Origin of the sequence: Rhizobium sp. Root1203 (genome assembly GCF_001424945.1) — a bacterium.
Taxonomy (GTDB): Bacteria; Pseudomonadota; Alphaproteobacteria; order Rhizobiales; family Rhizobiaceae; genus Rhizobium.
The window spans coordinates 765,751-789,539 of sequence record NZ_LMCW01000012.1 but is presented as its reverse complement, the minus strand read 5'-3'; the positions used below and the strand labels follow the sequence as shown (position 1 = coordinate 789,539).

The 23,789-nt window shown below is 55.0% G+C and carries 25 protein-coding genes and 2 pseudogenes; 19 read left to right on the top strand and 8 right to left on the bottom strand.

Annotated features, from left to right (window positions below; genetic code table 11):
- Window position 1 precedes the first annotated feature (1 nt).
- Window positions 2–1,213: an RES family NAD+ phosphorylase gene (locus tag ASC97_RS14555; RefSeq protein ID WP_057469013.1), complete on the bottom strand. Its 1,212-nt coding sequence runs from the start codon at window positions 1,211–1,213 to the stop codon at window positions 2–4.
- A 281-nt stretch (window positions 1,214–1,494) separates the two neighbouring features.
- On the opposite strand from ASC97_RS14555, the gene ASC97_RS14550 reads away from it, so the two are divergent.
- Entirely contained in the window at window positions 1,495–2,583 is a 1,089-nt protein-coding gene (locus tag ASC97_RS14550; RefSeq protein WP_156390378.1) for a hypothetical protein, read from the top strand.
- Between the two features lie 101 nt (window positions 2,584–2,684).
- On the opposite strand, the gene ASC97_RS14545 is transcribed toward ASC97_RS14550, so the two are convergent.
- Complete coding sequence (locus ASC97_RS14545; RefSeq protein ID WP_156390377.1) at window positions 2,685–2,942, bottom strand: hypothetical protein; 258 nt, start codon at window positions 2,940–2,942, stop codon at window positions 2,685–2,687.
- A gap of 223 nt (window positions 2,943–3,165) precedes the next feature.
- Here ASC97_RS14545 and ASC97_RS14540 point away from each other — a divergent pair, with 223 nt between their 5' ends.
- The 8 genes from ASC97_RS14540 to tnpC all read left to right on the top strand — a co-directional run bounded on the left by ASC97_RS14540 (window position 3,166) and on the right by tnpC (window position 9,640).
- Entirely contained in the window at window positions 3,166–4,104 is a 939-nt protein-coding gene (locus ASC97_RS14540; RefSeq protein ID WP_200959468.1) for a patatin-like phospholipase family protein, read from the top strand.
- 10 nt (window positions 4,105–4,114) lie between these two features.
- Window positions 4,115–5,008, top strand: a complete 894-nt coding sequence (locus ASC97_RS14535) for a nucleotidyltransferase domain-containing protein (protein WP_057469009.1) — start codon at window positions 4,115–4,117, stop codon at window positions 5,006–5,008.
- Between the two features lie 48 nt (window positions 5,009–5,056).
- Entirely contained in the window at window positions 5,057–5,932 is an 876-nt protein-coding gene (locus ASC97_RS14530; protein ID WP_057469008.1) for a nucleoside 2-deoxyribosyltransferase, read from the top strand.
- Window positions 5,932–6,468: a restriction endonuclease gene (locus tag ASC97_RS14525; protein WP_057469007.1), complete on the top strand. Its 537-nt coding sequence runs from the start codon at window positions 5,932–5,934 to the stop codon at window positions 6,466–6,468. The genes ASC97_RS14530 and ASC97_RS14525 overlap by 1 nt, the downstream gene beginning before the upstream one ends.
- Window positions 6,469–6,802: 334 nt before the next feature.
- Complete coding sequence (locus tag ASC97_RS35295) at window positions 6,803–7,153, top strand: hypothetical protein (protein ID WP_244481465.1); 351 nt, start codon at window positions 6,803–6,805, stop codon at window positions 7,151–7,153.
- A 94-nt stretch (window positions 7,154–7,247) separates the two neighbouring features.
- The gene (gene tnpA / locus ASC97_RS14515) at window positions 7,248–7,634 is read left to right on the top strand and encodes an IS66-like element accessory protein TnpA (RefSeq protein ID WP_057469005.1); all 387 of its coding nucleotides are present in this window, start codon (window positions 7,248–7,250) and stop codon (window positions 7,632–7,634) included.
- Window positions 7,631–7,984: an IS66 family insertion sequence element accessory protein TnpB gene (tnpB, locus tag ASC97_RS14510; protein ID WP_057469004.1), complete on the top strand. Its 354-nt coding sequence runs from the start codon at window positions 7,631–7,633 to the stop codon at window positions 7,982–7,984. Before tnpA ends, tnpB begins: the two co-directional genes overlap by 4 nt.
- Window positions 7,985–8,053: 69 nt before the next feature.
- Window positions 8,054–9,640 (top strand): IS66 family transposase, encoded by a 1,587-nt coding sequence (tnpC, locus tag ASC97_RS14505; protein WP_057469003.1) that lies wholly within the window; start codon window positions 8,054–8,056, stop codon window positions 9,638–9,640.
- Here tnpC and ASC97_RS14500 read toward each other — a convergent pair.
- The 3 genes from ASC97_RS14500 to ASC97_RS14490 all read right to left on the bottom strand — a co-directional run bounded on the left by ASC97_RS14500 (window position 9,627) and on the right by ASC97_RS14490 (window position 11,211).
- Window positions 9,627–10,232 carry a hypothetical protein gene (locus ASC97_RS14500; protein WP_057469002.1) on the bottom strand — a complete coding sequence of 202 codons (606 nt, stop codon included), beginning with the start codon at window positions 10,230–10,232 and terminating at the stop codon, window positions 9,627–9,629. The genes tnpC and ASC97_RS14500 overlap by 14 nt on opposite strands.
- Before the next feature lie 297 nt (window positions 10,233–10,529).
- Window positions 10,530–10,703: a hypothetical protein gene (locus tag ASC97_RS33995; protein WP_156390376.1), complete on the bottom strand. Its 174-nt coding sequence runs from the start codon at window positions 10,701–10,703 to the stop codon at window positions 10,530–10,532.
- A 142-nt stretch (window positions 10,704–10,845) separates the two neighbouring features.
- Complete coding sequence (locus ASC97_RS14490) at window positions 10,846–11,211, bottom strand: hypothetical protein (protein WP_057469001.1); 366 nt, start codon at window positions 11,209–11,211, stop codon at window positions 10,846–10,848.
- A gap of 213 nt (window positions 11,212–11,424) precedes the next feature.
- On the opposite strand from ASC97_RS14490, the gene ASC97_RS14485 reads away from it, so the two are divergent.
- The 4 genes from ASC97_RS14485 to ASC97_RS14460 all read left to right on the top strand — a co-directional run bounded on the left by ASC97_RS14485 (window position 11,425) and on the right by ASC97_RS14460 (window position 14,530).
- Window positions 11,425–11,682: a hypothetical protein gene (locus ASC97_RS14485; RefSeq protein WP_057469000.1), complete on the top strand. Its 258-nt coding sequence runs from the start codon at window positions 11,425–11,427 to the stop codon at window positions 11,680–11,682.
- A 164-nt stretch (window positions 11,683–11,846) separates the two neighbouring features.
- Window positions 11,847–12,395 carry a DUF3885 domain-containing protein gene (locus ASC97_RS33990; protein WP_156390375.1) on the top strand — a complete coding sequence of 183 codons (549 nt, stop codon included), beginning with the start codon at window positions 11,847–11,849 and terminating at the stop codon, window positions 12,393–12,395.
- Between the two features lie 1,030 nt (window positions 12,396–13,425).
- Window positions 13,426–13,995 carry a chloramphenicol phosphotransferase CPT family protein gene (locus ASC97_RS14465; protein WP_244481464.1) on the top strand — a complete coding sequence of 190 codons (570 nt, stop codon included), beginning with the start codon at window positions 13,426–13,428 and terminating at the stop codon, window positions 13,993–13,995.
- Window positions 13,996–14,200: 205 nt separating this feature from the next.
- Window positions 14,201–14,530 (top strand): hypothetical protein, encoded by a 330-nt coding sequence (locus tag ASC97_RS14460; RefSeq protein WP_244481463.1) that lies wholly within the window; start codon window positions 14,201–14,203, stop codon window positions 14,528–14,530.
- A gap of 229 nt (window positions 14,531–14,759) precedes the next feature.
- Here the strand turns inward: ASC97_RS14460 and ASC97_RS32970 are convergent, their stop codons facing one another.
- The gene (locus tag ASC97_RS32970; protein WP_156390374.1) at window positions 14,760–15,071 is read right to left on the bottom strand and encodes a hypothetical protein; all 312 of its coding nucleotides are present in this window, start codon (window positions 15,069–15,071) and stop codon (window positions 14,760–14,762) included.
- A gap of 212 nt (window positions 15,072–15,283) precedes the next feature.
- Here ASC97_RS32970 and ASC97_RS35290 point away from each other — a divergent pair.
- Window positions 15,284–15,457, top strand: a pseudogene (locus tag ASC97_RS35290) (thermonuclease family protein); the annotation flags it as partial.
- Between the two features lie 276 nt (window positions 15,458–15,733).
- Here ASC97_RS35290 and ASC97_RS14450 read toward each other — a convergent pair.
- Complete coding sequence (locus tag ASC97_RS14450; protein WP_057468994.1) at window positions 15,734–15,916, bottom strand: hypothetical protein; 183 nt, start codon at window positions 15,914–15,916, stop codon at window positions 15,734–15,736.
- Window positions 15,917–15,976: 60 nt separating this feature from the next.
- On the opposite strand from ASC97_RS14450, the pseudogene ASC97_RS14445 reads away from it, so the two are divergent.
- Both ASC97_RS14445 and ASC97_RS14435 read left to right on the top strand, forming a co-directional pair.
- Window positions 15,977–16,444, top strand: a pseudogene (locus ASC97_RS14445) (IS66 family transposase); the annotation flags it as partial.
- Window positions 16,445–17,020: 576 nt separating this feature from the next.
- On the top strand, window positions 17,021–18,850 hold the full coding sequence (locus ASC97_RS14435; protein ID WP_057468991.1) for a WG repeat-containing protein: 1,830 nt from the start codon (window positions 17,021–17,023) through the stop codon (window positions 18,848–18,850).
- Between the two features lie 276 nt (window positions 18,851–19,126).
- On the opposite strand, the gene ASC97_RS14430 is transcribed toward ASC97_RS14435, so the two are convergent.
- The gene (locus ASC97_RS14430) at window positions 19,127–19,567 is read right to left on the bottom strand and encodes a hypothetical protein (protein ID WP_156390373.1); all 441 of its coding nucleotides are present in this window, start codon (window positions 19,565–19,567) and stop codon (window positions 19,127–19,129) included.
- A gap of 31 nt (window positions 19,568–19,598) precedes the next feature.
- On the opposite strand from ASC97_RS14430, the gene ASC97_RS14425 reads away from it, so the two are divergent.
- The 3 genes from ASC97_RS14425 to ASC97_RS14415 all read left to right on the top strand — a co-directional run bounded on the left by ASC97_RS14425 (window position 19,599) and on the right by ASC97_RS14415 (window position 23,681).
- A complete protein-coding gene (locus ASC97_RS14425; RefSeq protein WP_156390372.1) occupies window positions 19,599–20,912 on the top strand; it encodes a hypothetical protein in 1,314 nt (437 codons plus the stop codon).
- A 197-nt stretch (window positions 20,913–21,109) separates the two neighbouring features.
- Window positions 21,110–21,706 carry a hypothetical protein gene (locus ASC97_RS14420; RefSeq protein ID WP_057468988.1) on the top strand — a complete coding sequence of 199 codons (597 nt, stop codon included), beginning with the start codon at window positions 21,110–21,112 and terminating at the stop codon, window positions 21,704–21,706.
- Window positions 21,707–21,728: 22 nt separating this feature from the next.
- Window positions 21,729–23,681 carry an AAA family ATPase gene (locus ASC97_RS14415; protein WP_057468987.1) on the top strand — a complete coding sequence of 651 codons (1,953 nt, stop codon included), beginning with the start codon at window positions 21,729–21,731 and terminating at the stop codon, window positions 23,679–23,681.
- Window positions 23,682–23,789 lie beyond the last annotated feature (108 nt).

The following is a 23,789-nucleotide window of genomic DNA, read 5'->3' as shown; positions in this document are numbered from 1 at the left end:
CTTAATCGAACGGCATGTCTCCGGGTTCCTTTGCGAGAGCAGAGTGCACCGGCTCGATTTCGTAAGCGACAGCCTTGATTTGCCTCACCTCCGAATGATCGGAAACGAACTCGAACTTGTCGGGGTAGAAGATACAGATGTTGCTGCCCTGAGAAACCGAACTGCGGAAGCGAACACCGTCGAATCCATGACGTAGCAGAACTTCCGCAAGAAGCTGCGTCAGCAGGTACGGCGTTCGTTCATCAGGCGTGACCGGCATACTCATCAAGCGGTCGAAGGCCCGAATTATGGCGTAGAGCGAAAGCCGTTGGTCGCTCTGTGAGAACAAGCCGATGTCGGGGTTGAAATCAGCAAGGCGAATTGGCTCCTTGCTTCTGAAACCGCCCAACGACACGGTATGGCCCGGGTGCGGTCTGATCTCCGCCACTGCCGTGTACGGGTCCGACGCCAGGTACATGACAGAGACGCCCGCGCGATTCACGCGACCAAAGCCCGCTTTCGGAGGTGGCGGTGCGCCAATGTCCTTACCGAGCCAAGGGACGTGCATCCGCATGGTCTCCATGCTATCAATCGAAAAGCGATGAAACGTCTTTGTCTCTCCGACGCGTGCGCGAAACCAGACCTCGCCTTGAGGAAGCATGGCCTCAATGTCGTTAATGAATCGCGCGATGTAGTCCTCTAGGCCGCTTTCGACCTGGAAGAAATTTTCAGTTAGCAGACGAGCCTGCAGCTCACTGAAGCCCGGCGGGGTTGTTCTTGAGATCGCGAAATTCATGCCACGGTCACCGTGGTCGTGACCGGCAAACATAGCAATGCCCTTGTCCCAGTCGGGGTAAACAGGCCAATTGAGCCACTCGTCGAAGTCATCGACATACAGATTCGATTTAGGCGGCTCCACAATCAGGTTTGCGTCGTCGTAAAAGAGCGACATCACGCTCTCGCCACCCCAGTGGGGATTGTAGTCCTGCTCATCGTAATGGAATCGAACAAGGGCGCGGATGACCATGACCAAAGGTTCGAGATTTTGTGGATTTCGTACATCCACGTCATCGCGAGCACATAGAGCGCATCGTCCTTTGGTGCAGTCCTGGGCGACGAGTTTCTTTACACTCGGGTGTCGAGCGCAATCCATGCAAAGGCTGGGGAACAGCTCATCATCATTAAGTTCGATATCTTCGCTCTCGTCGTTTGCCTCGACCGCATCCTGTCCCATCGTCGACTCCCTTTGAACCGCCGTATGAGTAAATGAGATGTTTCGCGATACAAGTGGCGATTGAGTGCTATGGGGGTCCTGCTGCGAATTTTGCCAAGCGGCGCTCTCGATCTTCACGCAAAGCTTCACCGCGTTTCAGTCTCACGATGATGATGAACGGACCGCTGTCAAGTCGATCACCGGCGTTCCTTTTCCCTGCCGTCGTAGGACTGTGATTAGCGGCACCGCGATGTTAAAAGCTGGAGAGTTCGACCGTCAGCGATCAGTAGAGATTGGGAATCGTGAGCGCCTCAAAGAAACGACAAGCTGCATTTTTGTCCGAGCAAGAGTTGTTCCAGTCGCTGACGAAAAGCGCCTTCGAATTCCTCGAAAAGGCAATTGCAGAATTCGAGCACTCCACGAAGTTCTCAACGGTAAATTTCGCAATCGCCATCGAGCTTTTCCTGAAAGCCAGATTGATGCGCGAGCACTGGTCACTGCTTCTAGATAAACCCGACCAGGGTGACAAAACCGATTTTTTCAAAGGCGAGGCCAGAACGGTTTCGCCAGATCAAACCATGGAGCGACTGAAGAGGATCGCGGGGGTCGCGATACCTGCTCACTTCCGTGAAGCTTTTCTGAAGATAGCCAGCCACCGCAACAAGATGGTTCATTTCGTTCATGCGGATGATCGCGAAGATGACAACGCGACGGCACAAATTGCAGCCGAACAGTGCGCGGGTTGGCTTTCTTTGCGTGTTCTTCTCGAAAGCTGGCCCGAATTTTCAGAGTTCGAGAACGATATCTGGCGTGTCGGTCATGCGATGGAACGACATCGCGCGTTTCTAGAAGCCAAGTTCGACTCGAAAGCGGATGTCTTAAAGGAGCATCGCGACGCCGGGAAGCGCGTCGGAAGTTGCCCGAGCTGTAAATTCGAGGCCGTCCTCATAGAGCCGCCTCATGGCGCAATTTCATCTGGATCATGCGTCGTGTGTTGGTACGCGGGCTCGGAGATAGAGCTGGCGTGTATTAACGTGGACTGCGCCCAGCCGATACAGTTCAATAGCTACGAAAGCGCGCCAAATGAATGCCCCCATTGCGCCACAGCAATTGACGAAGCGTTCTTGACTGAAGCCCTGGATACCGGGGAGGGCGTCCACCAAGATAACTACTTCGATCACATCAACATAAACTGCAGTCAGTGCACCGGCTACCACACCGGCGTCGAGCATCATGACCTGTACGTGTGCGTTCAGTGTCTGGACTCGTCTGAAGTAATGGAGGTCTGCGACTACTGCGGCGAGGGGCAGATTGGAGGCGTTCCAGAGAATAGTTATCTCGTTGGGTGTGAGGTCTGCGATGGGGCAGCCGGAAATATGCGGGACGATTGAAGCCCTGAGCAGTTGGCGAGCGTGGCGATGAGGAACCGTGATGAACCATGTAGAACTTGCGATCCGCATAGCTGTCCCAGCGCGTCTCACCACTTCCGCAGCTAGTCTGACCGTATGCTGGTCGGCGGATTGATTGTCATTTGAAGTTCCTCGACGAAGATTTCGATCATCTGTGTCGCTTCGTCCTCCGCTCCCTTCTCGTATACGTCGCGGACCAAGTGCAGGCGCTTTAGCTTTTCCTTTGGGTCGTCGGTCTGATCACCCGGCAACTTGTCGGCAATATCGGTCAGCAAATTGACGATGTAATCTTCGAAGAAACTCTTCGTCGTTTCGTCAGTCGCGACCATCATATCAGCCACACGGGACGTCAAAGACGGTCTCTCGTGAGCGTGAACAACCCGGTGCCGGTCTCTTAAACGCCAGCCGAATTTAGTCTTGAAGTGCTTGTCAAACCTGCTCGCACGGTTTTGTGTGCCCAATCCAAATACTGTTTGCCTCAAGGTTTTACTGTGGACAACGTCGCTATTCGACGGACGCTGGACCTAATTTCATTTACAGGTTGCATTGTCGGAGGGCAAGCACTTGGACAGGGAAGAGAAGAAACCGTACCGCATTCTTAGCCTCGATGGTGGCGGCGCGAAGGGGTTCTATAGCCTTGGCGTGCTCGCCGAGATCGAAGGTCTGATCGGCTGCCGCCTTTGCGAAAAGTTCGACTTGGTGTTCGGTACCAGCACCGGCGCAATAATCGCTTCCATGATAGCGCTCGGAATGTCGGTTGAGGAAATCCACGACAACTACAAGTCATTCGTTCCCGAAATAATGCGCTTGAAGAAGCCGGAGCAGAAGTCTGCCAAACTTGCGGAGTTGTCGGAGAAAGTTTTCGGTGAGGCAAAGTTCGACGACGTGAAGATAGCTGTCGGCATCGTTACCACCAAGTGGGTCATCGAGCGGCCGATGATTTTCAAGGGAAGCGTCGACCAGGCTCACAGACGGAAAGGCACCTTTAAGCCCGGCTTCGGCGTAAAGATCGGTGACGCAGTTCAAGCTTCATGCTCCGCCTATCCGTTCTTCTCCCCGAAAACCGTTACGACTGCTGATGGCGATGAGGTAACGCTGGTCGATGGAGGCTACTGCGCCAACAATCCGACGCTCTATGCAATCGCCGATGCTAGCCGTGCTCTGAACCTCTCTCACCAAGACCTCCGGGTGGTTAGTATCGGTGTCGGGGTATATCCGAGCCCGAAACAGTCCAAAATGAGCATCATGTATTGGGCGAACAAGTATTTGCTGAGCGTGCAGCTCCTTCAGAAGACGCTCGAAATCAACACCCAGTCCATGGACCAGCTTCGGTCGATCCTTTTCAAGGACGTACCGACGGTCCGAATCTCAGACACGTTTGAGCAGCCCGAGATGGCAACGGACCTGTTCGAGCACGACCTGAAGAAGCTCAACATCCTGCGGCAACGCGGACGGGAATCCTTCGCGAAAAGCGAAGCGTTACTCAAAGAATTCCTGCTGTAACGGACAACCAATGGCAATCGGCGAAAATCAGCTTAACACGTGGGCTTCCATCGGAAGCGTACAGCAGTCGGCGGCGACATATCAAAGCATCAAAGGTGTTCTCAACGACACGTCGTCACCTTATCGAGTCAGGTCGTTCGAGAATTTCTTGCAGGGTTCGTATGGCAACGACACAAACGTGTGGCGCGACAGTGATGTCGATATCGTCATGCGGCTCAGCTCTGTCTACTATTCCGACACCAGTGGCCTGAACCCTGCGGACAAAGCGAATTATGACCGAAACTTCTCTCGGGCGGAGTATTCATTTGCTTTGTTCAAGCAAGAGGTAGCCAGCTGGCTCACCAGGAGCTTCGGCAGAGGTGTGGATGCCTCGGGCAAGGCGATATTCGTTCCTGGCAGTGGGAGCCGCCGTGACGCTGATGTTCTGGCTTGTGCCGAGCACCGCGAGTACATCACGTATCCCGCGAGCGGACAGCCAGCCTATCGGGAGGGAATTGTGTTCTGGAAGGCCGATGGCGGTCAGATTATCAACTATCCGAAGCAACATTCCGCTAACTGCACGAACAAGCACCAAGCAACCGGCGGGTACTTCAAGCCCACCGTTCGCATTTTCAAGAACATTCGCAACAGGATGGTTGAGGACGGATGGCTAAAAGAGGGGGGCGCGCCGTCTTACTTTCTTGAGGGCATGCTCTATAACGTCCCGACCAACCTGTACGGGACCAGTTATCAGCAAACAGTAATCAATTGCTTCAACCACATAGATGGGATGGAGGATAAGTCGCGGCTCACCTGTGCCAACGGCATTCATTGGCTCATTCGCCCAGGTCATTCTGTATGCTGGTCGCCAGACCAGCATGCCGTGTTCATGGAAGCATTCAAACAATACTGGAATGCGTTTTGATAACGAAAATGAAAGAGTTTAACTCCTTGTTAGCAGTTGGAGTATCGGATGTTTAAAGAGCCACTTCGCAGGCTGCATCGATGTTACATCTCAGCACCCTACGGCATTGATCTGGGCTCGTTGCCCGTCCTCCTCGGGGAGCGTCAGATCGGATGGAACTGGGCATCAGAAGATGTCCCAGGCGAATTGGGCTACGTCAAGGGTATCGAGCGCTGCGACTTTGTGCTTGCGGTTCTGGACGGCACCAAGAGCGACCACCGCGTGCTTTACGAGATGGGCATAGGCGAGGGATTGGGCAAGCCAATATTCGTCGTTGCATTGAACAAACGAGTGAACTCGTTCGCGATGTCAAAATTCTCCATAGCAACGGTCGGTCTTGGCGAGGCCGCCGCTCTTGCCTTTCAGTTGGACCTATTCCTTTCTACCCCTCACGAAACTATCTTCACCAGGGAGCTGCCATCGCCATCTCATGCGAGACCTGTCGTTCCCAAGATCGAGCGCTCCGGGGCAGGCGCTGCTCGCGGGTCTGCGCTCGAACAACGCGTTTACGAAATTATCATTGGAGCCGGTGGAAGCGCGATTGTCGAGCCGAAAGATGATGCCGGAGCCGCCGCTCCCGACCTTCTGATGTGGCTGCCGCATCAAGAGCCCTCCCTGCTGGACCCGGCTGTGATCGAAGTTAAACTGAGCGGTACACATCAAATCGCCAGGACGGTTGAAAGACGGCTGCTTTCCTTCATGCAGGCAGGGGGCGTTCAATCCGCCCTGCTACTTACCGCTGACGAACCAGTCCCACGATTCCGGTCAATCGCTCCCAACTTCTTCTGGCTTTCCGTTGATGATTTTGAACGGCTTATCCTAGAAGGTCACCTGGGATTTCATCTTCGAGGCATGCGTAATCGCGCAGCACATGGTGCTCCTTGATGGTTGCCATTCCACAGCATCAAATCATTGCTCAGCTGGTAGCGGGTGATCTCGGCCATACTGCGGCCAAGGGCGAAGCCCTGGAGCAAGTGGTTAGTCAGACGCTGGGGCTATTCAGCGGGGTGACCCTTATCCACAAGAATGCTGAAGATGTTGCTGGGTCCTGCGAGATCGACTTAATTCTTTCAAATAATCAACATCATCCTGACGGACTTCCATTCCTGCCTTTTTATATCGTCGTCGAGTGCAAGAACTGGCAGGCACCTGTCGATACCGCCACTGTTCGAGCCTTCACCTCCAAACTGCGTCATATGCGAATGAAGTTTGGCCTGCTCGTGGCGGCAAATGGCGTCACTGGAAGCCAAGAGGAGCGGACCGCCTGCTACGCTCACATACGCGATGAGTTCAATCGGGAGGATTTGACTCTTCTGGTCGTTACCCGGGCTGAGCTGGAGGCACAAACGAGTACCGAGGAATTCGGCGCTCTGCTGAAACTCAAGCTGGGAAAGTTCCTGATGAACATGGCTCACTTCTAGGCCAAAGCGCCTAGTTGACCAGCATTCGGTGGTCTGGGCGGCATCCATAAGATCGGAGGGTTGGCCTGACCAAGCGCCAGACACGACCATGTCGCCAATCCTGTCAGAAGGTTGCTAGGCAATTGCGGCGGCTGACCGGTTAAGAAGGTACACGGAGTCAGGCTCTTAGCTCGGCTTTGTAAATTATGCGCCGGAGACGCGGCGGATTTGACGCCGTTTGACGCCGGTATCGGCGGAGCAGCGCGGTTTAAATCTGCGGCAATCTGGACGGGTGAATCAATTCGTCGCAGGCCGTCCGTCTTGCCTCCGCCTCGTCTTCGGATTCGAACGGGGGATGTCCGATCACAATGTCCACTGCGGATCGGGCGATCCGGTTCCGCACATCCTTGGCCGATGGCTTTTGCCGTTTCGTCCCTGGTTCACCGCGCCCAGCTGGGAGCATCTGCTGGCATTGGTAATGGGTGCGATCCTATGTCCTGGCAAACGGACTGTGACAGCTTGCCTGCGGATCACCGGCCGCGCTGACGCTGACAATTTCTCGCTCTACCATCAGCTTTCATTCATGCGGCACGGTGAGGAATTCGTCATTCATCGCTTCGCCACCAAGGCGGGCGCAGGCGCTTTCATGGCGAAATACGGTGGCGAATGGCTTGACCCCAATGATCGCAATGAATCTCAGCGGTGAAGGACGTCACCGTAACCGGTGTTCTAGTCCCACGTTGCTGGTTGCCTCCTGATCTGTGATCGACATTCCATGGATCATGAACGGGAGTTTCTCCATGGAGACCTCATTGGAGTTTCTCACAACCAGGAAGCCTGGACGTGAGGTTCACCGACATTGGCCTGATGAGGTCAAGGCTAAGATTGTTTCGGAAAGCTTGAGGCCTGGCACGACGGTCAATGAAGTTGCGCAGCGCTATGGATTGCGAGCTAATAGCCTTTCCACCTGGCGGACGATGGCGCGGCAGGGCAAGCTGATCCCGCCAGCACCGGAGGATGCGGTAGAGTTCGCGGCGGTGATCGTTGATCCGCCTGTTTCGGAACAGCCGCCTAAAATGCTCAGTCGCCCCGAGATCGTCCTCGGTCCCATCACGATCCGTCTTGAGGAAGGTGCGTCTGCGGCCCGGATCGCTGCCATCGCTCGGGCACTGGTGGTGGAGACATGATCTTTCCGTCGAACCGCGTCAGGATCATGGTAGCGACCAAACCTGTCGACTTCCGCAAGGGTCATGACGGATTGGCGGCGCTGGTGAAGAACGAACTGCACAAGGACCCGTTCACCGGAACGGTCTTCGTGTTCCGGTCGCGCAAGGCGGACCGGTTGAAGCTGATCTACTGGGATGGCAGCGGGATTGTACTGGCCTACAAAAGGCTGGAAGAGCACCCCTTTACCTGGCCCGGCATCAAGGATGGCCTGATGACGCTGACCCATGCCCAGTTCGAGGCGCTGTTTGCTGGCCTGGATTGGCGACGGGTTCATGCCGTCCAGCCGAGAACGCCGCAGACCATCGAATAGCTGCGGCACGATGACTCAGCACGGCAAATTCCAAAGGCAAATCGGCGCGGGATTTGGTAATTTCTGGCCATGCTTGATGCCGCCGATCTTCCTGATGATGTTGCCGCCCTGAAGGCGATGCTGATCGCGGCGCGGCTAAGCGAGGCAGGCAAAGATGCCCAGATTGCCCGCAAGGACGAGCGGATCGAACGGCTTGAGAAGCTTGTTGCCACCTTCAAGCAGGCAGCCTTCGGACACAAGTCCGAGAAGACCGATCCCGACCAATTCGATCTGGCACTGGAAGACCTGGAAACGGCGATTGCCACGATCCATGCCGAGGATGAGGCAGACGTTCCTGCCGGACGGAGGATTGCCAAGCCACGCGCGATCAATCGCGGCTCTCTTCCAGAACATCTTCCCCGTGTGGTGGAGGTGATCGAGCCGGAATGCCTGATCTGCGCCTGCGGCGGTTGCCTGCATTGCATCGGCGAGGATGTCTCCGAGCGATTGGATGTGGTCCCGGCGCAGTTCCGGGTCATCGTCACGCGCCGCCCTAAGTATGCGTGCCGTGCCTGCACCGACGGTGTCGTTCAGGCCCCGGCTCCGGCACGATTGATCCACGCTGGATTGCCGACCGAGGCGACCATCGCTCATGTGTTGGTGTCCAAATATGCCGATCATCTGCCGCTCCACCGCCAGGCCCAGATTATAAGCAGACAGGGCATCAATCTTGATCGATCCACTCTTGCAGACTGGGTCGGCCGGGCAGCATTCGAACTGCGTCCGGTCTTCGATGCTCTGATTGCCAACCTGAAGCGGTCGACGAAGCTGTTCATGGACGAGACTCGTGCGCCAATTCTCGATCCTGGCTCCCGCAAGACCAAAACAGGATACTTCTGGGCGCTGGCTCGTGATGACCGACCGTGGAGTGGTGGTGCGCCGTCCGGTGTGGCCTTCACCTATGCGCCCGGTCGTAGCGGACACCATGCCGAGCGGATAATGCAAGGGTTTACGGGCATCCTACAGGTCGATGGATACGCCGGATACAATCGGCTGATCGCACCGGATCGTGTCGGTCCCGACATCCAGCTTGCCTATTGTTGGGCGCATGCTCGTCGCAAGCTGGTCGAGATCACGCGAACTGGGTCAGCGCCCATTGCGGAGGAGGGTGTAAGGCGGATCGGCGAACTCTATCGGATCGAGGCCGAGCTACGCGGGCTCCCCGCAGAAGCTCGCCTCGCTGCGCGGCAAGAACGATCATCGCCATTGATTGCCGACATGCGAACCTGGCTCACGCAGCATCGCGCCCGCGTCGCTGGTAAATCGCCGCTCGGCGAAGCGCTTTCCTACATCGCCAAATACTGGGATGGCCTCTGCATCTTCCTGGCCGACGGCCGCATCGAGATCGACAACAATACCGTTGAGCGGACCATTCGGCCGATAGCGCTCAACCGCAAAAATGCGCTCTTTGCAGGGCATGACGCTGGAGCTGAGAGCTGGGCGACCATCGCCTCACTCATCGAGACCTGCAAACTCAATGCTGTCAATCCGCAGACGTATCTGACCGCTACACTCACCGCCATCGTTGACGGTCACAAGCAGAGCCGAATCGAGGAACTGCTGCCCTGGCACCCAGCACACGGGATAAGCGGCACACGGTACTTCAATCCGCTTTAAACAGTCTTCTGCGGAGCCATTTTGGGAGGCCTCCTTCCGATTCCGCAAATGCCTCGCGAAAGCGGTTGGAAGAAGTTTCCTTGGACCACACATCAGGATCGAGAAGCAGCTTCTCATTGATCCGTCTTCGCAGCTCTTCAGCATCAGGAATTCTTTGGGCGAACACCAACTCTTGTCGGATGCATGCTTTCTCGACACGATGGCGGTTCTCATACGTGTAAGGGATGCCGACGTTGATAAATCGAGCATGTGCCGCCTCATGAACAATCGTCGATGCAATAGTTTCAATCGGTGACGACAGGACAAATCCCGGATCGAGTTGGCATCTCCTTAGTTCGGGGACGTATTGTCCAACGGCCCCAAACAGGTAGTTCACCCAAATTCGGTCGAATGATGCAATTGCCCGTTTGTACCGTTTGACGTCGTGGGCCTTTATCAAGGCCAACGCACTTTGCACGCGCAGTAACACCTCACCCTGATCTTGATCACAGAAAGCCCCGATCCAAAGACCGTCCACACTGATCGACTTCGAAAGCCTAAGAAGCGCAAAATCGACAAGGCGATGGATTACTTTGCGTACCTTGCCCGTCAAGCGGGGTCCCTCCGTGCTCACGCAGCGGATCGTAAATCAATTAACTTCCAAGTCCTTTAAACGTGAGGGACACCCCCACGGTGGGATTGAGACATCGCTTACTGATCACAGTCCTTCTTACTTGCACGATAAAGCCGGGTCCTCGTACGCTGTCGAGTTCGAGATGGCGGTCGATCCCGCGTAGCATGTGGTCGGCGGTAACGTGATCATCTAGCGAGAAGTCATAAAAGAGCTGCGCCGGAGCTTCCTGACATCCCATCATCGCTCAATCCTCCGCAAATCAATGCGCGTTTTGAATCACGCCATGATCTTGACGGCAATAATAAAGCAAAGCACGGAAGATAAGACCATTGCCGCGATGGCGACCATAATGCGTTCAGCGTTTCTCCAAAAGCCCGCGTCAGGGCCGCCACCCCCTAATGCCCCAAGAATATCGATCACGAAATCGATGGCTAGCACAAGCCTCTCCATGGCGTTCCCCTCTACCGCGCAACCTCGTTAAAGGTGGATGTTTGAGAGCCGACGATCAATAGGTGTTTTTCAACGGAATCGGCGCGAAGCGGAAGATCGCAGTCGGCCCGAAGCGGACTTGCGGAGAGATGACGCTGTGGGTCTATTTGAAAATGACGTATACGTCTCGAACGCGACCAGCCGAGGTTATTGTGAAGCCGTAGCGATGTCCTGGTTCCCATTTATATAGTGTAAACCCCTTCGCAATCGGTTCGATATCGATAATGTCTTTCAATGAACTCAGATCGCTTAGGCAGCTCGGCTCAAAGCGCTCTCCGAGTCCTTGACGCAAATAGGCTTCAAGCTTGTTCGCATTTAGAACAGAGGTGACTTTTGTCAGCTCAGCATAGCCAGCCACGACCCGCTTAATGCTGGCTAAATCATCGGCGCACTCAATCTGACTGGCATGCGCTGCGCCCATTCCATATGGCGAAGCTGCAATTATCAAAGCTAATGCAAATAACTTCATCTCGTCCTCGCGATACGACGGAATGGACCTTAGCGTATTGTGCAAGCCGATCACAGATAGACAAGGAAGTTGGCGATTGTCCGCTTGTGGCGCAAACCCGCCTAGGTCTCCTATCGGCCCAGAGCGGACTTGGAAAATTGTACTAATCTTCCTTACTATTCAGCCACCGGTTGCTGATAAAAGGAGCTTACCGATTAGTCGTGGGGTGAAACAGTGAAGTTCGCGCGAGCGCTGGTGCTGATTCTAGCGGGGTCTGCGGTGCTATGGGGGTTCGCCAGGGTGATGAATAGCCTTGATGGTCTCAGGGACCCTCGACGCCTCGCATTTATCCTGAACAGTCCGTCGATTCCCTCGTCTGTTCGCGGTGTGGATTGCTCGTCGGATGCCATTACCGATGTGATCATCTCCTGCGCCTTCGCGATTGATCCGAAGGACTTTGAACAGCTTCTGGTGGAGTTGTTGAGCTTTTGAGCAACGCTGACAAAACGCGTGCTGTCGCGAGCAGGTACGAAGAATAGGAGTGCAAGGCCGCAATCGGCGCGGATGCGCATGGCTGAAGTCGGCCCGAAGCAGACTTTGCGATGAGACCACGTCGTGACAGAATTTCCGAGTGTGTGAAAATAAGCCGAGAAAGTATGAACTCGTTTGAAGAAGAGTGGGGCAAGTTTCACGGCAAGATACCTCCGCTAGGGTTCGAGCTGCGAGAGATGTCAGGGAAGCCTTGGGTTCGCTTTCATGCCTTGCCGAATAGTGATCGGTATCCTTCAAATCGCGTTGAGCGTAACGAAGTGCGAAGACGAGCAACCATCTTGGGCAATGAGTTTCTGGGCGAAAGTGAACCATGTTGGCTCGTGCAATGCCGAATTGAAGAGTATGAGAAACCGTATTGGGTGTCGCTCAAGGCCAAATTCGACCCTCAACTTCGGTATCGCGATACGGAAGATGACCTTCATTGGGTGGCATCTGTGCGTCCGGTATCATGGAATGCCAATGAGTTCAGGGGCCTACTGGTCGACATTTCCAAAGATCGAACGGGACCAACACTCTGGTTCAGCCGGAAAACTGGCAAAGTGTTCGCTCCATACGACGGCGGCTTTGATCTCTTTCCAACAACCGAGGCTGAAGTTGTCGAACTAAAGCAGCGACACAGTGAATGGCTTTCGCCCGAATTATCGGGTTTGTAGCTCCGTGATAACGCAATGACCGCTTCTCGCGCTTCTGCGCCATGACAGCAGTCGGCCCTTGGCCGACAGGAGGTCAGTGATGTAAGACAGGCACTTGTCACAGGGGACCGAGATGCGAGCCGAAGTCATTGTGTCGGTTGATCCAAACTACCTCCCTGCAGAAGGCGACCTTGATCGGGATATCTGGATCGTGACATCGGAGGCTAATCTAGCACTAGCTGATCTCCGGCGAAGAGCGCCAGGGAGTAAATCTACGACAGTTTTCAATGATCTAGGCTCTCGCTTAGAGAATGCGTCGGCGATGTTGCCGACGGTGTTCGAGCATCACCCACAAGCGGCTGGAGTAACAATCCGAGGGCTCTCAGCTCAGGAGAGCAAGCAGCTCATAGACGACTTGGCCCCTGAATGGTTTGGCACCGCCTTTGATAGCGACGTTCAGTTTAGTCGGGGCCGATGACAGCTACCGGCCCGAAGCGGTCGTCACAATCGGCTATATCAACTCCCCTGATATGTTCATCGCTAAGTGTTGTGTTAGTTTGCTTTGAGCATTCTAACCGAGGCGACATCGCTTGGACCAATCAACAATACTGCCGCCCCTATTCGCTATGACACTGATATTGACATTGAATGTTTTGGTGCTGACGGTGGCAGTGGTCGCCTCACGACGCCAAAAGAAACTCAAATGGCTACCTCATGCGATTTCAACGGCTTGGCTGCTATGCTCTATCTTCCTCCTTGCATACCTTGGGCTAGCTGACATCCCTGACGAACAAAATGGACCCCTTGCGCAGGAGGTCATTCTGCTGCCCGTCGCAGCTCAGATCGTAGTGACGATCCTATGGTATGGGGTTGCAATGTTTTGGGCGGGAGCAAGGCGAACCATGACGTTCGTCCGAACACGATAACACCCACAAACAAAATGTCCGCTTCTGGCGCTTATGCGCCATGACGGCAGTCGACCCCTGAGCAGTCTTAGAATTTTGACGGAATGTTGCTATTCTCCCGAATGGGTAATTAAAGGGGGTCACTCGTGACATTGCCACGTCCATACATAATTCTCCTGAATGGCGTGGGAAGCGTCGGCAAGTCTTCCATAGCAAAGGCTCTTCAGGAACGTGTTTCTAACCCATTGATGCATGTTCAAATGGATGCCTTCCTGGAAATGTTGCCCAAATCGCTTCAAAAACATTCGACCACGTTTACCTATTCTCAGATCGCCAGAGATGGCACTTATGAAGTGGTGATCGGGGAAGGTTCGGTTGGAAAACAACTGCTTCACGGCATGCGCTGCGCGGTCCGAGCAATGGCTGAGGCCGGTTTGAATCTGGTAGTCGATGATGTCCTGATGGGTGGTGACGACCCAGGGTTCGAGGAGTACCGAACTCTGCTGTCGCCGTTCTCATTCCGAACAGTCGGGGTTCTCGCAAAGCTCGAAACGTTGGAACACCGCGAGAAAAGCCGGGGCGACCGTTTGCACGGGCTCGCGAGGTGGCAATTTCCACGAGTTCACGCCGGAGCGACCTATGATTTGACGGTGTACAGCGACGATCTTTCGCCGACCGAGATTGCGAACAAGATTGTGCAGGTGTTTGACTTGTAGTGGATCATCCCTGACATGTCTGCTTCTGGCGCTTTCCTGCCAAACTGGTGGGCAGCGGTCGGCCCTAAGCAAAGCAGTTATTAAACCTTTACAGGTTGTATCCGCGAACACTTCTCTCGCGGGGGTTATTCTCGCGCTGATGTCATCGCAAAGTTGGAGTCCATAAAAAGGCGTCGTTCCAGAGGCGGATTGGACGGAGAGTGTGATGGCGAAAGCTCTGTCAGTTATTTTAGGGCTTATTTTGGCCGGTGTCTTATTTCGATCCTTTTGGCTCTCTGAATGGGGCCCGTTCACCGTCATCTTCCTGTCTTGGCTGACTATTTCGGTCGCTACGGGATGGGGAGGGAAAGGGAAGCCGTATTCGATCAGCTTCGGGCTAATTTTCGGAAGCGGCATCGCTATGGGACTTCTAGCTGTGTTTTTCGTTAACATATATGTCGGGATGGGCGTGTTACTCGCGCTTGCTTATCTAGCCTTCAAGACGAAGTTTTTTGAGCGTAGGAACGAACAACTAAGAACTCACTTGACAGAGTGAACGTGTGGTTCATTGACCGCCTCTGGCGCATTGCCGCCGCGCCGTCCCATATGAACTATCGTCTATTTTGGATGGCTACCAGCCCATGCAAACCAAGGCTTCCGGCAGCAAAATCCATGAAGGCTCACGTGGAGCAAGTGACCGGCTTGCTTAGCGTGTCATTTTCGCCCCCAGCCGGAACCAACCCCTAAAATGTCGCCGAGGTTCGGGCGATGACGGGCGGTCGGCTTCAGCTGCTAGTTAGTCGCGGCACGTTGTCAGCAGTAACGACGATCTCCTCATCGCTTTCGCCGGTCGCTAGATCAAAGCGCCGGATGATCCGAACTTCGCCAGTGATCCCCAACCCCTCCAATTGTTTGTCCAACTCTTCCGATCTTGCGCGGTTCTGTCGGTAACCCTCATAAATGCGGCGCTCATCGGCCATAATGGCGTCGAGGTAAGGTTGGGTTGGAATGACCGGCTGCATTCCAAGCCATCGACGGATCGAATTGTTTTCTTCGACGTCATATACACCGTGCTGTCGGTAGACGTCGTGCTTCATTCGGGGGACGCGGTTTACAATGTAAGCCGGAGGAGCGTCTCTATGATAGGCGGTGAGAGCGTCGCGAAATGCCTTGGTTTTGATGCAGCGACGGCACGTTACCGAGAATGGATACAGATGGGAGTTGTCCGACCCTAGTTGTAGCTGGAGCCGCATGCGATCCCGTCGCCCAAACAGAGTTCCGGGACATCGCATGCTGCAGGTGCCATGGTGCTTGCAAGCCCGGCACGGAAGGGTCAGATAAATGCAACTATGGCCGTTCTTGCGGCGTCCTCACGATCAACGGAAGGGATGTCGGGAAAATTCTGATTTCTGAAGGGCTCGCGGTCCCCTTCATCTGCGGCAAGGATCGTTGCCCGAGGACGCCTCGACCGTGGTGTAATTAGAACCTACGACGCTCTCGAATGGACGCGGTTGTTATGGCGAAGGGTCCGCATCGGTCACAACGGAACTGACGGACATCACCGTTGCTACCTATCTCGGCGGCGCTACCGCATACAACGCAGGACCCCATCTTCATTTACCTCACTCACTTTGCTTTACGCATGATGCGGTAGCGTTCCGTTCCTGGAACCGTAGGACCGGCTGTTCCCACAGGATTTGAAAGGGTCGGACCAGCCACTCTCATGGTGCAGATGGACTTGTCATAAACCGTGGCAGGGCTAGTCATCGAGATTGACGGCTCGACGACGACCGCGCTGGCGCTCAGCCGCCCGATCTCGCTCGACCTCCGCGATCCAGTTGATCGCGTTGTCGAGGGTCATCCATGCCACTTCCTTTGCCTGATCGAGGCTGTCCTGCCAGCGCGGCCAGGAGGGGGAATAGCCGGAGTCGACATGCATCATATGAACCTTCCAACGCCCTTTCGATTTAGGGAGTAGGGTGATAACGAAGCCATCAGTCTATTCGGCGAACTCTATCGCATCGAGGCAGAGCTGCGCGGTCTCGACGCCAACGCCCGCCTCGCTGGAAGGCGGGCACGGTCAGCGCCGTTGGTCGCCGATATGCAGACATGGCTCACGCTTCATCGTTCCCGCGTCGCTGGAAAGTCGCCGCTCGGCGAAGTAATCGCCTATATCGCCAAATTCTGGGATGGCCTCTGTATCTTCCTGACCGACGGTCGCATCGAGATCGACAATAACAGCGTTGAGAGAACCATTCGGCCGATAGCGCTGAACCGCAAGAACTCTCTCTTCGCTGGCCACGATGCGGGAGCAGAGAACTGGGCAACCATCGCCTCGCTCATCGAAACCTGCAAGCTCAATGCCGTGGAGCCGCTGGCGTATCTGAGCGCCACGCTGACCGCCATCGTCAACGGCGACAAGCAGAGTAAGCTCGATGAGCTACTGCCGTGGAACACTCCGAAACTCTAGGGATTTTGCTCGCTTCGCCCGATGACATCAGCCCGTTGGCAAGTACCGGTCGCTGGCACGATGTCGAGCTTGTCCCCGACCTTGAAGCCATCACGAGGCGTCCCGATCTCAAACCGGTATCTACACGGCAAGGACTCCCCGGTGGCGGTGGTCCTTGAAAAAGATAGGTCCGCCATCGTTATGACCGTCACGCCACGACGACTGACTTCCTCTTCCCAAACGGCATCTATTGTCGCAACGGAACGCTCAAAATGATGAAGTCGCCATAGGTAAAGGCCAAGAATGGTCGCGCAGATCACCAATCCAATCAAAGGGAATATAACCTTTATTACCGCGAGTTCTCGCGTCACCTTTGGATCGTAAGTTTGTCTAATCATCACAACCCAACCCTACATCGAGCGCAACTATGGAGGGTTGGTTCGGTCTTTGCAATGGATGAATGTTCTGGCCGGTGTGATGCGGACATCGCTTACGGGTCACCTGCATCCCCTCAGTCTTGTCGTTGGTTGTCCAGCTCGGCAATCACACTTCAGACATATTGGCTCGGTTCAAACCTTTGGTGTTATGGAGCCGACAATGTCATCGTTTGCAGTTCGTTCAATTCTCGCATCAAGCATGCTTATGGTGGTCCTTTGGACAAACACCGTTGGGGCGCAGACCAGCCGCAACGATGCTTGGATCGCCGATTGCGGCGGCACTTACAATCTCTGCGGCTTCGTCGAACGGGGAAGCAGAGAACGGCGCATTCCCAGAGAGTTCGAGCGCGTGATGAATTTCTCCGAGGACTTGGCTGGTGTCCGCATCGAGGGAAAGTACGGCTACATCGACCGAACCGGAAATGTCGTAATCTCCCCACAGTTTGATCTAGTAGGGGAATTTCGCAATGGTCATGCCGAGGCGCTGATCGGAGAACATGTCGGTGTCATCGACAGCGATGGCAAATGGCTTCTGAGACCTGAACACGGTCGTGCGATCCCTTTTGGCAAGACGGCCGCACTCGTACTTTCCGGTAAATGGAAGTCACCCTATGCGATGGGATACGAGCGGCTCACGACCGACTATTTGCGCCAGGACAACGGAGTACCCCTATTTGCGCTGGTGGACTTGTTCTCTGGCAAAACCCTCAAAGCCGGGCTCCGTATCAACGCATTCGACTTCAATACCTTCGTCTGGGCCAGAAGCGAAGGCGATAAGGTTTTTGGCTTGCTCGCGCCGGACGGAAGCTGGAAATTGAAACCCAAATACACTGGCGTGAACCAGCTTTGGGAAGGCCGCGCTATAGTTTGCGTCTCCGAAGGTGACGACAATGGCCGCCGTGACCAAGCTGTCCAATGCGGGTCCGTCGACGAGAACGGCAATTCTGCGCTCCCGATGGTGCCGCGTAAGATCGTTGGCTATCGTAACGGTGTGTATCGGTTTTTCGACGAGACGAGGAAAATAGGCCTCCTCAATGAGGATGGCCAGTTGATCGGCGGTGGCCTGTTTGACGAGGTCAACTTCGCTGAACCCGGCACCGTTCTCGAAGTTCGAGAAAATGGCGAATGGATTGGGCTCACCCGCAACGGCGAAATCGTCGAAAATCCCGGAAACGCAAAGGTGTTGTTGTCCTGCTCTGGTGTCCAGTTCCTGGCCCGAGACGGTGGATTCGAAATCGTCAAGGATGGCCAGCCAACCAGCTCTTACATCTTTGAGAACACCTATCCAGGTAGGGACTGCGATTTCCCAAAGGCGGTGAAGCTCAAAGAGAAATGGGGCTTTGTAGGTGCCGATGGGAAACTTCTCTTTGACCCGCCTTATTTCGACAACACCTACCAGTTCATCCAAGGGCACGCAGGCGTTCTGGCTCATGGCAAGTGGGGCATTGCCAATACCAATGGTCGCTTTACCGTAGACCTTCAATACAAGGAGCTGCGGCCGGACGATGAAGGCCTTTATGCGGTCAAAGGCGACGCCGAGGATTTCTGGATCAACAGCCGAGGCGATAGACGCACCGAACCCAATCGATCCGATGAGCGACGCGCCGCACTAACCTGCAAAAACGACGGCGGAACCCTGATCAGCAGAGAGGTCGACGGGCAGAAGTTGTGGGGTCTCGCCAACATAGACGGACGCGTTATCATGGCTCCGAAATATCGCGCGATTTCATGCTTTGAAGGTGGGCTGGTCTGGGTACCCTTCGATGACCGTAAGCAGTGGTGCCCTATCGACCGTCACGAGAAAGTGCGGGAAGGCGTCACTTGCGTTACGAACTTTATGGCCACTCGAATATCTGATGCCGGACCGGAGAAAATGGCCGAAGACCCATACGAGAGTGGAGTTCTCTGGATGCGAGCCAATCTTGATTACGGCATGGGGGTCAGGGAGGACGCTCCTCGGATCGTCGGCGATTTCAGCACTCGTTTCTGAACTCATTTCACTGAAAGACCATGGGATGGGAGATCGCAAATCAGAGCGGCGACCACGACGTGGCAGTGGAACACCGCTTACACGTCACCGCTTCCTTCGATTACTGGTCGATAAGAGCCCACTCAGCCGAAACGCCCGACGAGCGGCTCTTCATCAGCATCTCGATGGCATGGGCTGGCACGGACTGGAATGGCGCTTTCTTGCAGCCTACAACTCGGGTGCTACGCGCTGAAACACGACACCTTAAAGCGCTCGCAAGCGGGCACCCAGCTTCACCTAGGCACATAGCGAGATGCGAACACTTTCTGCCTCTTGCCATTTTGCCAGCTGAACCGCGATAAGGTCATCCAATAAGTTACCTGCGAAAATCGAAGGCAACTCAGGGATCGTGATGACCTCTCTGGATGCGCCATCTCGGAGCGAAACAAGTCGCTCCCGTAAATCGGCGGCTGTTCTAACGTCAGGCAATCCAAGAGCAGGTCCTCCAGGCCACTTCGCAGTTATGAGAAGTTCTGGGAATCGAAAATCGATGGGCCTGTAGAAAAAATCAATCGAGACCTCCCATTCTCCATCGCCAGGGAGGTCAAATACGTAAAAGCCGCTTTCATCAAATTCAATCGAACGCTTAAGGGACATAGCAATGAGTGCCTGACTATTCATCGCATCAGGATTTTTGATTTCATTGCAAGGGACAACATCATTGGTTTTGACTGTCATACACCGGCGTCCGGTAACAAGGCATGTGGACATGTCCGATAAGGATGAGGAGATATTCCGCGAGGGCCTCGGTTTCTTCGCTGGACCGGAATTGCGGCCCGTGGCTTTAGCATTGATAAACAGTTACAGCGCAAATTCGATGTGGGTAGGTTGTGACTGTCAACCGACAGAACGGATCAAGCCCAGATTGATACCGGTTACGAACGCCGGATTTCGTCGCGACCCTGATCCGCCTCAGCCTCCTTTGGTACCACATTCGGACGTCTGCGAATTCAACCAGGACCCTGTTTCGGCAACGCGGGTGCGCGCATCGTATAAGCGGCGGCCTCGGGCGAACGGCATATTGAAGTTCAGGCTGGCGAGAGGTCCTAGCGAAGAGACGCAGGTGCGCAAACCCAATACGCCGGTGGAGCGGATCAACAGGTCGACGCCACGTCCGGGCCTGGCAAGAATGCTTTGTGAACTACTGACGGAGGCGAGGGTCCAAGAGATCAATCCCGAGGATCATTTTCCAACTCTGGAACGATTCAACGCTATGACCGGAAGAATTAAAGCAGCTGCAACGCAAATCGAGATCGCTGACGGCCGTTTTCTGAACGATTGGATCGCCGTTGGCTTGAGCGAGCTGCCCGCCCTTAAAAGCAGGATTGCAGCAGAGAACGCGGATGATTGGGGGGCTTCAAGGCCTCACGGCATTCTTCTTTGCAATTTTCACGATATTAGAGACAGAGAAATCTTCTTTAATAATGACCAGATTTCTCCGGTACCCGTCCTGGGGCGAATTGCCGTATTCGGAGAAAGAGAGGCAGCCAACCGACATCCTTACCTGGCGATCTGCCTGATAGGGAAACCCGACGCCAAGTCATCTTATCCTGCAGTGCTACGTGCCTATGCACATCCATGCATGAACTGGGCAAAGTGGGCATTAACAGACAGCATACTGGAGCGGGAGACCATTGACGCCATACAGAGATGCAGATTCGGCCTCTCCAACCGGGACATCCAAATTCGCCTGACCAAACCGTTGTTTGATATGAACGTTAACATGGAAGGCGAAACGCAGCCCGCTTGTATCCCGGATTTCCTCATCGAGGTCTTGTCGAGGCCGTTGTCGAGGACCGTTGTCATCGAAACAATGGGATACACTGACACTCGGTATCGGAACAGAAAGCTAAGGCTCAAAGACTACTTCACCGCCATTGACCTGCGCAGATCAGATAAGCTCGCGAGGCTGATCCACCATGACCCATCTCAATTTGGGAGCGAGGACGAGGCAAAGCGGGAGTTTTATAAATCTCTCAGGGACGACATCATTTCTATCAACAACGGAACCGATCAGTTTTGACGCTCCGCGCCGGGCTTACACTCGGGCTCGGCTTGAACGGCATAGGCAGGACCGAATTTTTTTCGGTCCTGTTGACTCTCGAAACCTGTTCTGCGTATGTTCCATCCATGGAAAAGATCGCTCAACTCATACGAATAACGGCCTGAACCACTGCCTCCGTCGAGGCTGGGTCAACTCGTATTCGATGAGTGGGTGTCATGAACATCGGTCAGTCGCGTCACGCGGAAGCGTCCTCGCAGTCACAAATTTTCCATCCCCTTCACACAGTTTATTGCATCGGCGCGCCCAGGTTCCGGAGTCAGGTTGCGCGTGACGCAGCATGCCTTCTGGACGTTGATGAGACCGTAGAAAGCTGGTCGTGCCAGTCCAGGTCTTTTAGCGACGGCACCGATCTCCATCTGCCCGACTTTCTCGTCAATCGAGACGATGGCGACAGCTACGTGGTCGACATCCTTGGGCAGCGGCCAGTCCCGTCTTGGGTCCCGCGTGTCGCCGAGCTGGAGGGCTTTCGTTATCAGGCTTGGTCGGAGGATGATCTTCCACCGGTCAGACTACGAAACGCCAAAGACCTGATCCGATACGCCCGCGTCGAAACCAGCCTCGTTGATCGCGTAATCCTGCTTTCGGCCCTCAAAGAAGCTGGATCACTCCGCCTGTCCGAGGCCATCACCATGGCATCCGGTACCAAGGCCATTCCCATCATATTCTCCATGATCCTGCAGCGTCTGATCACAATCGATATGGACGAAGAATTGATCGGCCCCGACAGCGTCATTCGCTGCTCGCGCTACTGAAACCAAAGCTCAAGGAAAACCGATGTTTAAGAAGCGGACGCCGCTGAAGCGTGCGAAAGACTACGCGTTATATGTGACCATGCAACGGGCAGTTCGCGGGAATGTCCGATTTGCATCGGGAGGGGCAGGTCACATCTTGCTCCGTGCCCCGCAGGGAACGACGCCGGGCGAATACAGCACTGCAGCCTTCCATTTGCTCTGTCCGAACGATGAGATTCGCGAAGCCGACTCTGGCTATATGATCCTTGATGACACCATGAAGGAAGCGAAAATCTTGACCGAATTCGAGGTCGAATGCGGGAGCAAGAACCGTTCGATCATGGTAGCGGCGTTCAATGCCGTGATCCCCGCCGGGATTAAAGTTGCGGTCGATAGCATCCTGGACCTCGCACCCATCTGCGCGAGAGAGCTGCGTATCGCGGCACGAGTCGTCCTCAAGATGCGAATGACTGAAGAACAGGCTTTGCAGCTGCTGAAATATCCAAAAGAGCACATGTGGATCGCGCTGCGGAGTGAGAGGAGTCTAGATGATATCCTTCGGCGGATGGCGTCCCTGCACCGTGAAGAAGAACCAGCTGGCAAACCCAAGCCGGTACCGGCTTCGGGGTCGTTGGCAGGCATGCACGGATATGGAAGAGCGAAGGAGTGGGGCCTGCAACTCGCCCGCGATCTTTACGCCTGGTCTATCGGAACCATTCCTTGGGACGACGTCGATAAGGGGCTGGTTCTGAACGGGCCACCAGGCGTTGGAAAGACGGTCTTTGCCAAGGCGCTAGCAGCGGAGTGCGGGGTCGAACTGGTTGCCGGATCGCTCGGCCAATGGCAGGCCGCTGGCCACTTGGGCGATACACTGAAAGCGATGAGGACTACCTTCGCGAAGGCCAAGATGGCCGCACCCTCCATCCTGTTCATCGATGAGATCGATTCATTCGGCGACAGATCGAAGTTCGCGCCGGACAATAAAGACTACAGCACGCAGGTAGTTAATGCGCTCCTTGAACAAATCGATGGCATCGAGGGGCGAGAAGGCGTTGTCATTATCGGAGCGACCAACAATCTTGAAAACATCGACCACGCTATCCTGAGGTCTGGAAGGCTCGACCAATTGATCGAGATCGGGATGCCAAATGCGGCGGACCGGATCGCCATTCTGGCCGCGCACCTTAAAAGCGATCTAGCAGCTGACGACCTCGAAGTGTTGAAGGTTGCGACACACGATATGTCCGGTGCCGATCTTGCGAAGGCTGCGCGCGAAGCACGTCGTATTGCACGGCAAGCAAGACGGCCCGTTTGCCTCGAAGATGTGAGGGCCTCTCTTCCCCCGACGGTGAAAATTGAAGGGGAGATGCGTCGCTTCATCGCGGTGCACGAAAGCGGACACACGCTCGTCGGTACTCGTCTCAAGCACGGTTTCTTCATCGGTACGACCATCGTCGACGCGATCTCCGCACAGAACGCATCTTCTCAGGGCGGTGCCGCGTATTTCGACATGCCACTGATCGCGCGCCGTGACAGACAGTTTTACTGCGACCAGATCGCGGTGATGCTGGCAGGGATCGCGGCCGAAGAAGTTGTTTTCGGGGCGTTTGCGGACGGTGGGTCCTCCGACCTAGCCGCCGCGACAAGGATCGCGACGTTGCTGGAGTCGCGGTTTGGAATGGGCGGCACCCTCAGGCACAGCCTTGCCGCCGAGGATGCGGAACTTGAGCGGCTGCGTCAGTTCGACCGCCATTTATCGGAACGGGTGCATCGCACGATGCAGGAGGAGTTCGAACGGGCGAAGACGATCCTGTTAGAGGGAAGGCAGCTTCTTGATGAAATCGCGAACGAATTGATCGAGGTGGGGTCGTTGACGCCGGATCGGTTGGCGGAGCTGATGGGGAGCGAAGTGAACGCCTCCAATGGCGCGACAAAATCTACAGCGCTCCTACCAGCGCAAGCGGCGTCGGATGCCGTACCGGCTGGCATCCAATGATGCCGGTGTCCACGCGTCCCCCTTGACTGCTGGTCGCGTTGCCATGAGCATTTTGTAAGTGCCTTCTGGAGATTCAAATGCGATTTCCAATCACCGACGCTCCGCCTG

What these genes read in the sequence shown, in the direction of transcription:
- ASC97_RS14555 (WP_057469013.1), bottom strand. Translation starts at nt 1,213, where the DNA reads ATGGGACAGGATGCGGTCGAGGCAAACGACGAGAGCGAAGATATCGAA.
- ASC97_RS14535 (WP_057469009.1), top strand. Translation starts at nt 4,115, where the DNA reads ATGGCAATCGGCGAAAATCAGCTTAACACGTGGGCTTCCATCGGAAGC.
- ASC97_RS14530 (WP_057469008.1), top strand. Translation starts at nt 5,057, where the DNA reads ATGTTTAAAGAGCCACTTCGCAGGCTGCATCGATGTTACATCTCAGCA.
- ASC97_RS14525 (WP_057469007.1), top strand. Translation starts at nt 5,932, where the DNA reads ATGGTTGCCATTCCACAGCATCAAATCATTGCTCAGCTGGTAGCGGGT.
- ASC97_RS35295 (WP_244481465.1), top strand. Translation starts at nt 6,803, where the DNA reads ATGTCCGATCACAATGTCCACTGCGGATCGGGCGATCCGGTTCCGCAC.
- tnpA (WP_057469005.1), top strand. Translation starts at nt 7,248, where the DNA reads ATGGAGACCTCATTGGAGTTTCTCACAACCAGGAAGCCTGGACGTGAG.
- tnpB (WP_057469004.1), top strand. Translation starts at nt 7,631, where the DNA reads ATGATCTTTCCGTCGAACCGCGTCAGGATCATGGTAGCGACCAAACCT.
- tnpC (WP_057469003.1), top strand. Translation starts at nt 8,054, where the DNA reads ATGCTTGATGCCGCCGATCTTCCTGATGATGTTGCCGCCCTGAAGGCG.
- ASC97_RS33995 (WP_156390376.1), bottom strand. Translation starts at nt 10,703, where the DNA reads ATGGAGAGGCTTGTGCTAGCCATCGATTTCGTGATCGATATTCTTGGG.
- ASC97_RS14490 (WP_057469001.1), bottom strand. Translation starts at nt 11,211, where the DNA reads ATGAAGTTATTTGCATTAGCTTTGATAATTGCAGCTTCGCCATATGGA.
- ASC97_RS33990 (WP_156390375.1), top strand. Translation starts at nt 11,847, where the DNA reads ATGAACTCGTTTGAAGAAGAGTGGGGCAAGTTTCACGGCAAGATACCT.
- ASC97_RS14460 (WP_244481463.1), top strand. Translation starts at nt 14,201, where the DNA reads ATGGCGAAAGCTCTGTCAGTTATTTTAGGGCTTATTTTGGCCGGTGTC.
- ASC97_RS32970 (WP_156390374.1), bottom strand. Translation starts at nt 15,071, where the DNA reads ATGAAGCACGACGTCTACCGACAGCACGGTGTATATGACGTCGAAGAA.
- ASC97_RS14450 (WP_057468994.1), bottom strand. Translation starts at nt 15,916, where the DNA reads ATGATGCATGTCGACTCCGGCTATTCCCCCTCCTGGCCGCGCTGGCAG.
- ASC97_RS14435 (WP_057468991.1), top strand. Translation starts at nt 17,021, where the DNA reads ATGTCATCGTTTGCAGTTCGTTCAATTCTCGCATCAAGCATGCTTATG.
- ASC97_RS14430 (WP_156390373.1), bottom strand. Translation starts at nt 19,567, where the DNA reads ATGACAGTCAAAACCAATGATGTTGTCCCTTGCAATGAAATCAAAAAT.
- ASC97_RS14425 (WP_156390372.1), top strand. Translation starts at nt 19,599, where the DNA reads ATGTCCGATAAGGATGAGGAGATATTCCGCGAGGGCCTCGGTTTCTTC.
- ASC97_RS14420 (WP_057468988.1), top strand. Translation starts at nt 21,110, where the DNA reads ATGAACATCGGTCAGTCGCGTCACGCGGAAGCGTCCTCGCAGTCACAA.
- ASC97_RS14415 (WP_057468987.1), top strand. Translation starts at nt 21,729, where the DNA reads ATGTTTAAGAAGCGGACGCCGCTGAAGCGTGCGAAAGACTACGCGTTA.